This is a genomic window from Streptomyces sp. NPDC028711 (assembly GCF_055565415.1).
In genome coordinates this window covers 897,789-912,909 of record NZ_JBVHUJ010000001.1, presented here as the reverse complement: position 1 = coordinate 912,909, position 15,121 = coordinate 897,789, and the positions used below count along the sequence as shown (strand labels likewise).

8 protein-coding genes are annotated in these 15,121 nt (G+C 70.3%); 7 read left to right on the top strand and 1 reads right to left on the bottom strand.

The genetic code is table 11. From position 1 onward, the window contains the following. Positions 1–14: 14 nt before the first annotated feature. The 6 genes from mreC to ACZ4VK_RS04030 are packed head-to-tail and all read left to right on the top strand — an operon-like array spanning position 15 to position 8,628. Positions 15–1,037, top strand: a complete 1,023-nt coding sequence (gene mreC, locus ACZ4VK_RS04055; RefSeq protein WP_468348171.1) for a rod shape-determining protein MreC — start codon at positions 15–17, stop codon at positions 1,035–1,037. Further along, entirely contained in the window at positions 1,034–1,702 is a 669-nt protein-coding gene (mreD, locus tag ACZ4VK_RS04050; RefSeq protein WP_468348169.1) for a rod shape-determining protein MreD, read from the top strand. The genes mreC and mreD overlap by 4 nt, the downstream gene beginning before the upstream one ends. Before the next feature lie 19 nt (positions 1,703–1,721). Beyond that, positions 1,722–3,908: a penicillin-binding protein 2 gene (gene mrdA / locus ACZ4VK_RS04045; RefSeq protein ID WP_468348167.1), complete on the top strand. Its 2,187-nt coding sequence runs from the start codon at positions 1,722–1,724 to the stop codon at positions 3,906–3,908. Between the two features lie 4 nt (positions 3,909–3,912). Next, positions 3,913–5,112 carry a rod shape-determining protein RodA gene (gene rodA / locus ACZ4VK_RS04040; RefSeq protein WP_468348165.1) on the top strand — a complete coding sequence of 400 codons (1,200 nt, stop codon included), beginning with the start codon at positions 3,913–3,915 and terminating at the stop codon, positions 5,110–5,112. 20 nt (positions 5,113–5,132) lie between these two features. Then, positions 5,133–6,647 (top strand): CYTH and CHAD domain-containing protein, encoded by a 1,515-nt coding sequence (locus ACZ4VK_RS04035; protein ID WP_468348163.1) that lies wholly within the window; start codon positions 5,133–5,135, stop codon positions 6,645–6,647. 52 nt (positions 6,648–6,699) lie between these two features. Next, the gene (locus ACZ4VK_RS04030; RefSeq protein WP_468348161.1) at positions 6,700–8,628 is read left to right on the top strand and encodes a TIGR03960 family B12-binding radical SAM protein; all 1,929 of its coding nucleotides are present in this window, start codon (positions 6,700–6,702) and stop codon (positions 8,626–8,628) included. 84 nt (positions 8,629–8,712) lie between these two features. Here the strand turns inward: ACZ4VK_RS04030 and ACZ4VK_RS04025 are convergent, their stop codons facing one another. Continuing rightward, a complete protein-coding gene (locus ACZ4VK_RS04025) occupies positions 8,713–11,022 on the bottom strand; it encodes a bifunctional glycosyltransferase/CDP-glycerol:glycerophosphate glycerophosphotransferase (RefSeq protein WP_468348159.1) in 2,310 nt (769 codons plus the stop codon). A 363-nt stretch (positions 11,023–11,385) separates the two neighbouring features. On the opposite strand from ACZ4VK_RS04025, the gene ACZ4VK_RS04020 reads away from it, so the two are divergent. Continuing rightward, complete coding sequence (locus ACZ4VK_RS04020) at positions 11,386–14,988, top strand: bifunctional glycosyltransferase/CDP-glycerol:glycerophosphate glycerophosphotransferase (RefSeq protein WP_468348157.1); 3,603 nt, start codon at positions 11,386–11,388, stop codon at positions 14,986–14,988. Positions 14,989–15,121: the final 133 nt, after the last annotated feature.

The following is a 15,121-nucleotide window of genomic DNA, read 5'->3' as shown; positions in this document are numbered from 1 at the left end:
CACGGCCGCCGCACGTGAGGGACACACGAGAGAGCCGGCTGCTCCTGGTGCTGCTGATCGCCATCGCGTTCGCACTGATCACGGTGGACATCCGCGGCGGTCAGGAGTCACCCGTCGACGGTGCCCGGCAGGCCGCAGCGGCGGTCTTCGGCCCGGTCGAGAACGGCGTGGCGGCCGCCGTCGACCCCGTCGGCAACGCCATAGGGGCGGTCCGGGACTCGGGCGAGCGGCACACCCGTATCGCCGCCCTGGAGAAGGAGAACGCCGAGCTCAAGGCCGCGCTCGGCAGCGACGACCGCAACCGCAACCGGCTGCGCGAGCTCGACTCCATCCTGAGGACCGCGGGCGCCGGGCAGTACGGCATCAAGGGCGCCCAGGTCATCGCCATAGGAGCGGCCCAGGGCTTCTCCTGGACGGTCACCCTCGACATCGGCGCGCGGGACGGCGTCAAGCGGGACATGACCGTCCTCAACGGCGCAGGGCTCGTCGGCCGCGTGACCACCGTCGGCCCGTCGACCTCCACGGTCCTCCTCGCCAACGACCCCGACTTCACGGTCGGCACCCGCATGGAGAAGTCGAACGAACTCGGCTTCGCCACCGGCCAGGGCGACCGGCCGCTGCTCGTGCAGCTGCTCAACGGCAAGGCCAAGGTGAAGCCGGGCGACCGGCTCGTCACCTTCGGCTCGGCCGGCGACAAGCCCTTCGTGCCCGGTGTCCCGGTCGGCGAGATCGTCCGCGTCGACCCGGCGGGCGGCGGCCTGACCCGTAACGTCTACGTCCGTCCGTACGTCGGCTTCACCAAGCTCGACATCGTCGGCGTGGTCGTCCAGGCACCCGCCTCCGACCCGCGCGACATGGTCCTGCCGCCGAAGCCCAAGCCCGCGCCGACCGTCACCGTCACGGTCACGCCACCGCCACCGGAGGGCCAGGCGAACCAGCAGAACCAGGGTCAGAAGCCGGACCAGGGACAGGATCAGGGCCAGAACCAGGGTCAGAACCAGCAGGCACCGCAGGACCAGGGGGACGCGACACCGTGAAGTTCAACCGCATCCTCCTCTCCGCGACGCTGATCGTGGTCGCCCTCGTCGTCCAGGTCTCCGTCCTCGCCCGCCTCCAGCTCCCCGGCGCCGTCCCCGACCTGGTCCTCCTCACCGTCGTCGGCCTCGCCCTCGTCTACGGACACGTCAGCGGCGCCCTCATCGGCTTCAGCGCGGGACTCCTCGCCGACCTCGCCCCGCCCGCCGACCACGCCGCCGGCCGCTACGCCCTGGTGCTCTGCGTCGTCGGCTACCTCGTCGGCCTGGCCCGCCCGGAGAACGGCCGGCTGACGTCCGCGAGCGGCCCCATGGCCGTCGTCGTCGTGGCGGCCGTCGGCTCCACCCTCCTGTACGCGGGGGTCGGCGCCCTCGTCGGCGACACCGCCGCCCGCCACGTGGGCCTCGGCTTCCTGCTGTTCACGGCGGCCGTGTACGACCTGCTCCTCGCGCCCTTCACGGTGCCGCTCATCATGGCGCTGGCCCGCCGCGCGGAGAACGACCCGATCGCCGACGCCGGCGGGGGCGGCGGCACCGACGTCGCCTCCGGCTGGCTCTCCTCAGGCACCGGCCTGAGGATCGGCACCCAGCGCGGCGGCCTGCGCGTGAAGGCCGCCCGGAGCCGTGCCTCACGGGCCGGACGCATCAAGGGAGTCAAGCGACTGTGACCGAGGGGGCACCGGCGGTATGAGCAACATCCCCGAGACCGGGCGGACCCCGCGGGTCCAGATCCGGCTCGTCGTCATCCAGATCCTCGTCTTCTCGCTGTTGCTGACCCTGGGGGGCCGGCTCTGGTACCTCCAGATCCGCAACGGCAAGGAGTACGCCGACGAGGCCAAGAGCAACAACATCCAGCAGGTCGTGCAGCCCGCCGTGCGCGGCTCCGTCCTGGACGCCCGCGGCGTCCCGCTCGCCGACAACGAGACCCGGCTCGTGGTCTCCGCGTCCCGCACCGAGCTGATGAAGATGAAGGACCGCGGCAAGGCCGTCCTGACCCGGCTCGCCGGCGTCCTCGAGATGAAGCCCGACGAGGTCATCAACAAGATCCGGCTCTGCGACTCCAAGACGCCGAAGCCCTGCTGGAACGGCTCGCCCTACCAGCCGATCCCCGTCACCGACGAGGCCACCACCCAGCAGGCGCTGACGATCCGTGAGAGTTCCGAGGACTTCCCCGGCATCACGGCCGAACCCACCGCCGTACGCCGCTACCCCGCGCCCGGCAAGGCCCGTACCGCGCAGGTGCTCGGCTACCTCTCGCCCGTCACCGACGGGGAGATCGAGAAGGCCAAGGACACCGACTCGCCGTTCCTCCGCTCCGACCAGGTCGGCCGCTCCGGGATCGAGCGCACGTACGACAAGGAGCTGCGCGGCAAGGCCGGCGTGACCCGCTACGAGGTCGACAACCTCGGCCGTGTCATGGGCCAGACGAAGTCCGACCCGGGGGTGGCCGGCTCCACCCTCATCACCAGCATCGACGCCCGCGTCCAGGCCGTCGCCGAGTACGAGCTGAACGAGGCGATGAAGGTCGTCCGCAAGGAGACCGACAAGATCACCGGCCGCACGTACGAGGCCGACGCCGGCGCCGTCGTCGTCATGGAGACCAAGACCGGCCGTGTCGTCGCGATGGCCTCCCAGCCCGACTACGACCCCAACGCCTGGGTCGGCGGCATCTCCGCCAAGGACTACGCCGCGATGACCAGCAAGGGCTCCAACTACCCGCTGCTCAACCGGGCCATCCAGGGCCAGGCCCCCGCCGGCTCCATCTTCAAGGTCGTGTCCGCGAGCGCCGCCGTCCGCGCCGGCTACGACTTCAACGACACGTACAACTGCAGCAGCTCCTACAGCCTCGGCAGCCGCAGCTTCGCCAACTTCGAGTCGAAGGGCCACGGCCCCATCACCCTCGGGGACGCCCTCAAGTTCTCCTGCAACACCGTCTTCTACGCCCTCGGCCACAAGGAGTGGCAGCGCGACGGCGGCATCACGCCCAAGAAGGACGCCCACGACTGGTTCTACCGGACCGCCCGCGACTTCGGATTCGGCTCCGAGACCGGCATCGACCTGCCGAACGAGGTCACCGGACGGATCCCCGACCGGAAGTGGAAGCAGAACTTCTGGGAGGCCAACAAGGACTCCTGGTGCAAGCAGGGCAAGAAGGGCGGCAGCTACGTCGAGCAGATCGCGTACGAGAGCTGCCTCGAAGGCAACCAGCTGAAGGCCTACGACAGCATCAACTTCGCCATCGGCCAGGGTGACGTCCTCGTCACCCCCATCCAGATGGCCACCGCCTACGCGGCCATCTCCAACGGCGGCACCCTCTTCAACCCCACCGTCGGCAAGGCCGTCATCAGCCCCGACGGCAAGACGATCCGCGAGATCAGGCCCACGCCCCACGGCAAGCTGCCCGTCGGCGCGCAGACCATCCGCGACCTCGACAAGGGCCTGCGCTCCGTCGTCGAACCCGGCGGCACCGCGGCCTGGCGGTTCGGCGGCTGGCCCCAGGACAAGATCCCCATGCGGGCCAAGACCGGCACCGCCCAGGTCTACGGCAAGCAGACCACCTCGTGGCTGGCGACGTACACCGACGACTTCACGATCGTCATGACGATCTCCCAGGGCGGCACCGGCTCCGGAGCCTCGGGACCCGCCGTCCGCAACATCTACGACGCCCTCTACGGCCTCGACGACGCCGGCAAGCAGGACCTCAAGCGCGCCCTGCTGCCGAAGCCGCAGAAGACGCTGCCGAAGATCAACGCCGACGGCACCATCGACGCCCCCGCGATCAAGCCGTACGACCCGAAGTCGCAGCTGGTCGACCCCGCCGAGGGTGGCGCCGTACCACCGCTCGCGGGCCCGCCTCCCCACCTGAGGGACTGACACGATGACGACCCGTACGAGCTTCTCCGTGTCCCGCTACGCCCCCGACCGCGGGCCGGTCGCACGCCTCACCGCCCGCGACTCCGTGCTGCGCCGGCTCGACTGGCCGATCCTCCTCTCGGCGCTCACGCTCTCCCTCCTCGGCGCCCTGCTCGTCTGGTCCGCCACCCGCGGCCGCACCGAGCTCAACCAGGGCGACCCGTACTACTTCCTCTTCCGCCACCTGCTCAACACCGGCATCGGTCTCGCCCTGATGATCGGCACGATCTGGCTCGGCCACCGCACCCTCCGCGGTGCCGTGCCCGTCCTCTACACGATCTCCGTCGTGCTGATCCTCGCCGTCCTCACCCCGCTCGGCGCCACCATCAACGGCGCCCACGCGTGGATCGTGATCGGCGGCGGCTTCTCCCTCCAGCCCAGCGAGTTCGTCAAGATCACGATCATCCTGATCATGGCGATCATCCTCGCCGCCAAGGTCGACGCGGGCGACCAGCTCCACCCCGACCACCGCACCGTCGCCAAGGCCCTCGTCTTCGCCGCCCTGCCCATGGGCATCGTCATGCTGATGCCCGACCTCGGTTCGGTCATGGTCATGGCGGTCATCGTGCTCGGCGTCCTGCTCGCCTCCGGCGCGTCCAACCGCTGGGTCCTCGGTCTGATCGGCGCCGGCGTCGGCGGCGCGGTCCTCGTCACCGCCCTCGGCATGCTCGACGAGTACCAGATCAACCGCTTCGCCGCCTTCGCCAACCCCGAGCTCGACCCCGCCGGCGTCGGCTACAACACCAACCAGGCCCGCATCGCGATCGGCTCCGGAGGCCTGTACGGCGCGGGCCTCTTCAAGGGTCACCAGACCAGCGGCCAGTTCGTGCCCGAGCAGCAGACCGACTTCATCTTCACCGTCGCGGGCGAGGAGCTCGGCTTCGTCGGCGCCGGACTCATCCTCGTCCTCCTCGGCGTCGTCCTCTGGCGCGCCTGCCGCATCGCCCGCGAGACCACCGAGCTCTACGGCACCGTCGTCGCGGCCGGCATCATCGCCTGGTTCGCCTTCCAGTCCTTCGAGAACATCGGCATGACCCTCGGCATCATGCCCGTCGCGGGCCTGCCGCTGCCCTTCGTCTCGTACGGCGGCTCGTCGATGTTCGCCGTCTGGGTGGCCGTCGGGCTGCTCCAGTCGATCAGGGTGCAGCGCCCCATGACAGCGTGACCGCTGGGTAGATGCGAGACATGGCCGAGACGAAGCGAGAGACCGAGCGGAAGTACGAAGCCACCGGCGAGACCCCGGTGCCGGACCTCACACGGGTCCCCGGAGTGGCGTCGGTCGTGGACCGGGGCGTCATGGAACTCGACGCCGTCTACTACGACACCGCCGACCTGCGCCTCGCCGCCGACTCGCTCACCCTCCGCCGCCGCACCGGAGGCGACGACGCCGGCTGGCACGTCAAGTTCCCCGTCGCCCCCGGCGTCCGCGACGAGATCAGGGCCCCGCTGGCCGACACCCTGCCGGATGAGCTGGCGCGGCTGCTGCGCTCCCGGGTCCGCGACGAGGAGATCGTCCCCGTCGTCCGGCTCGGCTCCGCGCGGGACGTCCGCCACCTCGTCACCGACGACGGCACCCTCCTCGCCGAACTCTCCGTCGACACCGTCCACGCCGAACGGCTGCCGGGCGGCGCGCGGGCCACCTGGACGGAGATCGAGGTGGAACTCGCCGACGGCACCGACCCCGCCGTCCTCGACGCCGTCGAGAAACGCCTCGGGAAGGCCGGCATCCACCCCGCCACATCCCCGTCCAAACTGGCCAGGGCCCTCGCCGAGACCGGCGCGGCGCCCCAGGAACCGCCCGCCCCCGGGAAACCCGGCACCGCGGCGGCCGCCGTCCTCGCCTACGTACGGGAACAGGCCGAGGCGATCGTCACCTACGACCCCGCCGTACGGCGCGACCTGCCCGACGCCGTCCACCAGCTCCGCGTCGCCTGCCGCCGGATGCGCAGCGCCTTCAAGACGTACCGGCGCGTCCTCGACCGGAACGTCACCGACCCCCTCGGCCAGGAACTGAAATGGCTCGCGGGAGAGCTCGGCGTCGCCCGCGACCAGGAGGTCCTCGACGAACGCCTCCGTGCCCACGTCGACGGGCTGCCCGACGCGCTCGTCCTCGGCCCGGTCAAGGCCCGGCTCCGCCGCCGGGACGCCGCCCGTGGCCGGCACGCCCGGCGCCAGGCGCTCGCCGCCCTCGACTCGGCCCGCTACCTCGCGCTCCTCGACCGCCTCGACGCGTTCCTCGCCGACCCGCCCCTGCGCAAGGCCGCCCGCCGTGACGCCCCCGAGGTCCTCGCCCGGGCCGTCCGCAAGGACCACGGCCGTCTCGCCGCCCGGGTCGAGCACGCCCTCTCCCTCGACCCCGGCCACGAACGCGACCTCGCCCTCCACGAGGCCCGCAAAGCCGCCAAACGCGCCCGGTACGCCGCCGACGCGGCCCGCCCCACCCTCGGAAAGCCCGCCAAGCGGCTGTCGAAGCGGGTGAAGGCCGTCCAGTCGCTGCTCGGCGAACACCAGGACGCCGTCGTCGCCCGCACGGCGCTGCGCGAGCTCGGGCTCCAGGCCCACGGAGTCGGCGAATCGGCCTTCACCTGGGGACTTCTCTACGGACGCGAGGAGGCCGCCGCCGAAACGGCCGAGCGGGAGCTGCCCGAGGTCTGGGCCCGCGCCGCGGCCCCCGGCCTCGGGGCGGCTCTGACCCGCTGAGCACCGGGGTACGCTTGAGAGTCGCCCCCCTGCCAGCTCACGAAGGTTCGAGATGTCTGCTGCCGAGTCTGTCTTCCCGCAGCTCGAAGCTCTGCTCCCGCACGTGCAGAAGCCGATTCAGTACGTCGGTGGAGAGCTGAACTCCACGGTCAAGCCGTGGGAGTCCGCCGATGTCCGCTGGGCGCTGATGTACCCGGACGCGTACGAGGTCGGCCTGCCCAACCAGGGCGTCATGATCCTGTACGAGGTGCTGAACGAGCGCGAGGGCGTCCTCGCCGAGCGCACCTACAGCGTCTGGCCGGACCTGGAGGAGCTGATGCGGGAGCATCAGGTCCCGCAGTTCACCGTGGACAGCCACCGGCCCGTCGGCGCCTTCGACGTCTTCGGCCTGAGCTTCTCCACCGAGCTCGGCTACACGAACATGCTCACCGCGCTCGACCTGGCCGGCATCCCGCTGGAGGCGAAGGACCGGACCGTCGACCACCCGATCGTCCTCGCCGGCGGCCACGCGGCCTTCAACCCCGAGCCGATCGCGGACTTCATCGACGCGGCGATCATCGGCGACGGCGAGCAGGCCGTCCTCGACATGACCGAGATCATCCGGAAGTGGAAGGCCGAGGGCCGGCCGGGCGGCCGCGAGGAGGTCCTCTTCCGTCTCGCGAAGACCGGCGCGGTCTACATCCCGCGCTTCTACGACGTCGAGTACCTGCCGGACGGCCGCATCGGCCGTGTCGTGCCCAACAGGTCCGGTGTGCCGTGGCGCGTCTCCAAGCACACCGTCATGGACCTCGACGAGTGGCCGTACCCCAAGCAGCCCCTCGTGCCGCTCGCGGAGACCGTCCACGAGCGCATGTCCGTCGAGATCTTCCGCGGCTGCACCCGAGGCTGCCGTTTCTGCCAGGCCGGCATGATCACGCGCCCCGTGCGGGAGCGAAGCATCACCGGCATCGGCGAGATGGTCGAGAAGGGCCTCAAGGCGACGGGCTTCGAGGAGGTCGGTCTCCTCTCGCTCTCCTCGGCGGACCACTCCGAGATCGGTGAGATCGCCAAGGGCCTCGCGGACCGCTACACGGACGACAAGGTGGGCCTGTCCCTCCCCTCGACCCGCGTGGACGCCTTCAACGTCGACCTGGCCAACGAGCTGACGAGGAACGGACGCCGCTCCGGCCTCACCTTCGCCCCCGAGGGCGGCTCCGAGCGCATGCGCAAGGTCATCAACAAGATGGTCTCGGAGGAGGACCTCATCAGGACCGTCTCCACCGCGTACGGCAACGGCTGGCGCCAGGTGAAGCTGTACTTCATGTGCGGCCTGCCGACGGAGACCGACGAGGACGTCCTCCAGATCGCCGACATGGCGATGAACGTGATCGCCGAGGGCCGCAAGGTCTCCGGCCAGAACGACATCCGCTGCACCGTCTCCATCGGCGGTTTCGTCCCCAAGCCGCACACCCCGTTCCAGTGGGCCCCGCAGCTCTCCGCCGAGGAGACCGACGAGCGCCTGCGGAAGCTCCGCGACAAGATCCGCGGCGACAAGAAGTACGGCCGCTCGATCGGCTTCCGCTACCACGACGGCAAGCCCGGCATCGTCGAGGGCCTCCTCTCCCGCGGCGACCGCCGCATCGGCGCGGTCATCCGCGCGGTGTACGAGGACGGCGGCCGCTTCGACGGCTGGCGCGAGCACTTCTCGTACGACCGCTGGATGGCCTGCGCCGAGAAGACGCTCCCCGACTTCGGCGTGGACGTCGCCTGGTACACCACCCGGGAGCGCACGTACGAGGAGGTCCTGCCCTGGGACCACCTGGACTCCGGTCTCGACAAGGACTGGCTCTGGGAGGACTGGCAGGACTCGCTCGACGAGACCGAGGTCGAGGACTGCCGCTGGACCCCGTGCTTCGACTGCGGCGTCTGCCCGCAGATGGACACCCACATCCAGATCGGCCCCACGGGCAAGAAGCTGCTCCCGCTCACGGTCAAGAAGTAGCCCACCGCCGCGACAGGCACGCGAGAGGCGCCCGGAGGATTCTTCCTCCGGGCGCCTCTTCGTTCGTGTCGGCGGCCGTTCGTCCTAGCGGTCGGCCTCGGCGAGTTCGTCGTGGTCCGACAGGCGGGGGGCGAAGGGGCCGGTGGCCTCCGCCACGTGGGGTGCGGGGGCCGGGGTGCGTTCCGTCACGGGGACCACCGGCGGGCGGAGCCTCTCCTCGCCGAGGAAGACGCGGCGGACGACCCGCTCCGCGGCGGAGCCGTCGTCCCACATGCAGAACCGCTCACGGAAGGCCTGGCGCAGCGCGGTGGCGCGCTCGCCCTCCCAGGCGCCGCCGCGGAACGCCTCGATCAGCTCGTCCTCGGTGGTCGTGATCACACCGGGGGTCTCGCCGGGTTCGCCGGAGAGCAGGTCGAAGGTCACACCGCGGCAGGTGCGGTACGCCTCCCAGTCATCGGCGTACGTCACGATCGGCCGGTCGAGGTTGGCGTAGTCGAACATGATCGACGAGTAGTCGGTGATCAGCGCGTCCGCCGCGAGGCAGAGCTCCTCCACCGACGGGTACCGCGACACGTCGACGAGCGCGCCCCGCTCCGCGAGGGCGTTCAGCTCCGGGTCGCCGCCGTAGAAGTAGTGGGCGCGGACGAGGAGGACGAAGTCCGGGCCGAGCTCGCGGGAGAAGCGGGCGAGGTCGAGCCGTGAGACGAAGGCGTTCTTCTGGTGGTCGCGCACGGTGGGCGCGTACAGGATCGCCTTCTTGCCCGGCTCGATGCCCAGCTCGCCGCGGATCCGGCGGACGTCCGCGGCGGTGGCCCGGTAGTAGACGTCGTTGCGTGGGTAGCCGGTGTTGAGCGACCGGAAGGCGGCCGGGTAGACCCGCTCCCAGTGCTCGGTGGAGTGCTGGTTCGACGAGACGCTGTAGTCCCAGCGGTCGACGCGCTCAAGGAGCTTGTCGAAGTCCATGCTGCGGGCGACGGCCGGGTAGTTCTGCTGGTCGAGGCCCATCCGCTTGAGCGGGGTGCCGTGGTGGGTCTGCAGGTGGACCTGGCCGGGGCGCTTGATCACGGCGTCGGGGAAGTTGACGTTGTTGACCAGGTACTTGGCCCGGGCCATCGCCTTCCAGTAGCCGAAGGTGGCCGGGGCGATCCGGGTCAGGCCGGCCGGGGTGCTGCCGGCGTACGCCTGGTTCACCACCCACACCCCGCGGAGTTCCGGCGCGAGCTTCTTGGCGGCCTCGTGCACGGCGAGCGGGTTGCAGCCGGGCGTGCGGCCCCAGTACGCCGAGTAGACGGCGAGGCTCTCGTCGAGGGGGAGGCGGCGCTGCACGGCGTAGTAGGCGCGCAGGGCCTTGCGGCCGCCCCAGCGCTTCGACCGGCCGAGGGCGCCGAAGGCCGTCTCACGGGTGCCGTTGACCGCCTTGAGGGCCTCGAAGGCGGCGTACGAGCCGGTCTTGAGGACCTTGAACTTCAGGCCGATCATGCCGGGCGGCGGGGTGAAGCCCGCGGGCTCGTTGCGGCGGTACGTCTGGCCCGCCTGCTTCAGGTAGGCGCGCCGGTGGCTGCGGGGTATTCGGAAGCCACGGGCGAAGGTGTAGAGGAAGTGGGTGACCATCCGCTCGAAGACGAGCTTGCGGTACTCGTCGAGGCCGGGGCGGCCTTCGAGGTAGTCGAAGACTCGCTGGTACTGGTCGAAGATCACGAAGTGCTTGCGCGGGGAGCTGCTGCGCATCGAGCTGCCCTGGCGGCGCTGGCGGTACTCGACGACCACGTACTCCAGGCCCGCGACGCGCCGGGCGGCGGCCATGGACGTGTAGACCATGAGCGCGTCCTCGTACAGGCCGTCGGTGAAGGCGTAGCCCTCGCCGGTGAAGAAGTCGCGGCGGTAGACGCGGTTCCAGACCACGGCGAAGATCCGCAGGAGTTCCAGGTGGTCGACGGGGCGGACGACCTCGCCGCGGATGCCGGCCAGGTACGGGCCGGTCTTGCTGGCCTCGACGCTGCCGTCGACATGGGTGCGGACGTGGTCGAAGAGCAGGATCTCGGGGTCCTCGGCCTCGGCGAGCCGGTCGGCCATGGCCTGGAGGGAGCCGGGGCGGATCGAGTCGTCGCCGTCCACGAAGAGCAGGTAGTCGCCGCGGGCGTGCTCGACGCCGGTGTTGCGGGCGGCGCCGATGCCGCCGTTCTCGGCGCGGTGGACGGCGCGCACCCGCGGGTCGCGGGCGGCGAACTCGTCGATGATGGCGCCGCTGCTGTCGACGGAGCAGTCGTCGACCGCGATGACCTCGAAGTCCCGGTAACCCTGCGAGGTCACCGACTCGAGGCACTCGCGGATGTAGCCCTCGACCCCGTAGACAGGGATGATCACGCTGAATCGGGGGTTAGCTGCAGCCGGCATGCCGTGTGTCTCCTCAGTCGAACCGCTCGAACGCAGTATGACAGGAGCACAAACGACGGCAGAACGCCCGAGGGGGCGGATCGTCTATCCTGGAGAGCTGCGGTGGCCTGGGGCCGCCGCAGCGTCATGTAGGCCGAGGTCCTGTGCTCCCAGCCGGGGCGGATGAGCCGGCAGCTAAGCTGCGGACCGGGTACCGGGAGAAGTACTGCAGTTCGACGGCGGGCGTGCGGCCGTCAGGCGGGTCTTCCTCGGAGGGTGGAGACGCTCGCCGTCGGTCCGCTGGAAAACCGAAAGCACGCCCCGTCACCCCTCAGGCGCTCGGCTTGTCGAGCGGGTCTGAAACGGAAAGGAACGCAGAACTTCATGGCACCCCGGCTCAGCGTCATCGTCCCGATCTACAACGTGGCGCAGTACCTGCCCGCCTGCCTCAACTCGTTGGCCGTGCAGACCTTCCAGGACCTGGAAGTGCTCATGATCGACGACGGCTCCACGGACGAGTCCAACGAGATAGCGGCGGGGTTCGCGGCCAAGGACCCCCGCTTCCGGCTGATCCGCAAGGAGAACGCCGGCCTGGGTGCCGCGCGCAACACGGGTCTCGACAGCATGGCGCCGGGGAGCGAGTTCCTGGCCTTCGTCGACAGCGACGACATGATCCCGCCGGACGCCTACCGGCTGATGATCGAGACCCTGGACGAGACCGGCTCCTCCTTCGCCACCGGCAACGTGGAGCACATCAACTCGACCAGGGTGTGGCAGTCCCCGATGCACCGGTTCCTCTCCCGGGGCGCGGTCAAGCAGACCCACGTCCGGAAGAGGCGGATGCTCCTCACGGACCGGATCGCCTGCAACAAGGTGTTCCGCCGTGACTTCTGGGAGGCGAACGCCTTCCGCTTCCCCGAGGGCGTGCTGTACGAGGACACCCCGGTCATCGTCCCGGCCCAGTACCTCGCCGAGTCCGTCGACATCATCAGCCAGACCACGTACTACTGGCGGCTGCGCGAGGGCGAGGCGAGCCCGTCGATCACGCAGCGCAGGAACGAGCCCAAGGCCGCCCGCGACCGCGCGTCCGCCGTGGAGTCCGTCAGCCGGTTCCTCGCCAGCCGCAAGGAACCCCTCGCCGACGAGCTGAAGCGCGAGTACGACAAGACCGTGCTCACCGGTGACCTGCGCATCTTCCTCAACGTGCTGCCCGACGGCGACGACGAGTACCGCGCCGAGTTCATGCGCGTGGCCAACAAGTACCTCGACCAGGTCGACCTCAAGACGGTCACGGCGCTGCCCACGCCGCTGCGCGTCAAGTGGCTCCTCGTCCGCAAGCACGCCCTCACCGAGCTGCTCCAGTTCATCGAGTCCGAGCGGCTCGGCGAGCCCGTCGAGCTCGACGGCGCCTTCCGGAAGTACGCGAAGTTCCCGTCGCTCGACGAGGACCTGCTGCCCAAGAAGGTCCTGCGCATGGACCAGGACCTCCAGCTGCGCTCGCCGCTGACCGAGATATCGTGGCAGGACGGCAAGCTGCGGCTCGCCGGCAACGCCTGGGTCGACCGCGTCGACCAGGACGGCAAGCGCAGCGTGGTCAAGCTGCTGCAGCTGAAGAAGGACGGCACGCAGCGGCGTGTGTTCATCCCGCTGAGCAACATCTTCACCTCCGAGGCGACCACGGCCTCCGGGTACAAGGGGCGCGGCCACAGCTTCGACTGGGCCGGCTGGGAGACGGTCATCGACCCGGCCCGCTTCCGCAAGGGCGGCCAGTGGCAGGAAGGCCTCTGGCACGTGGGCATGCGTGTCCTGTCCAGCGGCCTCGTGCGCTCCCGTTCCGTGCACTCGTACGGTTCGGACCGGCTGGCCTACCCGCCGTACCAGTGGCTCGACGACGACTACCGCCTGGTCCCCGAGCTCCGGCGCGCCGCGCTCAAGCTGCGCGTCGAGAAGGTGCCGTTCCTCGTCACCGGCTTCGAGTCGGCCGGCGAGGAGATCGTCATCGACGGCGTGTTCCGTGAGACGGCCCCCGCGGGCACCACGTTCTCGCTGCGGGTCATCAACCAGAGCAGTGGCGAGGTGCTCCTCTTCCCGGCGGAGACCGTCGCATCCGCCGGTGAGCGGACCTCGCTGCGGATCCACATCCCGCTGCGTGACATAGCCCTCCTTCCCGAGCACCTGGACACCACCGAGACCGGCGGCGCCGACCCCGCCAAGTCGATGCGCCGCAACTGGAGCACGCAGCTCCAGCTGAACGCGGCGGACGACCCGGAGAAGGCGGCCCGCAGGGTCAGGGTCGTCGTCAAGGACGGCGTGGCCGACCACCAGATCGGCCTGCCCGCCGCCTTCGGCGAGGGTGCCGAGCTCAACGAGGTGGCCATCCTCTCCGGCACCAACGGCTACCTGAAGTTCTCCGGCCGCCCCCTCCGCGCCAAGATCACCGAGATCACCTGCGAGGACGGGACCTTCACGGTCCGGGGCACCGCCCCCGTCGCCCTCTCCGGCCACCACCTGGTCGTCAGCGCCAAGAACCGCTTCGACGAGCGGACGGTCCCGCTGACCGTCCGCCCCGACGGCTCCTTCGAGGCCTCCTTCCGGCCCTCCACGATGTCGGGGACCGGCGGGCGGCTGCCGCTCAAGGCCGGCCGCTGGGTGTTCCGCCTGGAGGCCGACGGCGACGGCCCGTCGATGCCGCTCGTCGTGGACCGGCTCGCCGTGCCCCAGTTCCCGCTGGAGGGCTCGCACAACGGCCGCGAGTACCAGCTGGAGGTCCACTGGCAGGACCACCCGCAGCTCAACTGCCTCTCCGACCTCACGCCGATGGAGCGGGGCGACAACCGCCAGTACCAGCTCCGCCAGGAGGTCTACGAGGCGGGCCGCGAGCTGCCGCTGCGCGACCAGGTGCTGTACGTCAGCTACAACGGCAAGCAGTTCTCGGACAGCCCGCGCGCCGTCCACGAGGAGCTGCTGCGCCGCGGCTCGGACGTGGAGCACCTGTGGGCGGTCAGGGACGGCCAGGTCGAGCTCCCCGACACGGTCAAGGCGGTCCGGTTCCAGGGCACCGAGTGGTACGAGGCGCTGGCGCGCTCGCGGTACATCGTGACCAACGGACACCTCCCGCACTGGATCAAGCGCCGGGCGGGGCAGGTGATCGTGCAGGCCTGGCACGGCACGATGCTCAAGAAGATCGGCCTGGACATCGACGCGCCCAAGTTCGACCCGAACTACCACGAGCGGCTGGTCCAGGAGGCGGCGAACTGGAACATCCTCGTCTCGTCCAACCGGTTCAGCACGCCGATCCTGAAGCGCGCCATGGGGTACGACGGGCTGATCGCCGAGACGGGCTACCCGCGCAACGACTACCTCTACGCCGAGGACCGCGAGGAGCGGGCCAAGGCCGTGCGGGAGCGGCTCGGGCTGCCCGAGGGCAAGAAGGTCGTGCTGTACGCGCCGACCTGGCGGGACGACCTGTCGCACAGCCGCGGCCAGTTCAAGTTCGACCTCCGGGTGGACCTGGAGGACGCCCGCCGTCAGCTGGGTGACGACCACGTCTTCCTCATCCGGCGCCACTCCAACATCGTGGACAGCATCCCCGGTGCCGGGAACGGTTTCGTCTTCGACGCCTCCGACTACCCGGACATCGCGGACCTGTACGTGGCCGCCGACATCATGATCACGGACTACTCGTCGGTCATGTTCGACTACGCCCACCTGCGTCGTCCGATGCTGTTCTTCACGTACGACCTGGAGCACTACCGCGACAAGCTGCGCGGCTTCTACTTCGACTTCGAGAACGACGCCCCCGGGCCGCTCATCAGCACCTCCGAGGAGCTGATCAAGGCGATCCGCGAGGTCGACGAGGTCGCGGGCGAGTACCAGGAGAAGTACGACAGGTTCCACCACCTGTTCTGCGACCTCGACGACGGCCACGCGTCGGCGCGTCTCGCGGACCTGATGTTCAAGATGGCCGAGGAGGGCGCGCCGCTGTAGGCGGTGCCCCCCGGGCGTACGGAAGAGCCCCGGTCCGCAGGTCTCCCTGCGGGCCGGGGCTCCGTCGTGCGGGCCGGGGGCCGGCGACCGGTGGCCTGGGCCGGGGCCCAGGAAGCGGTGGCCGGGCGGGGGC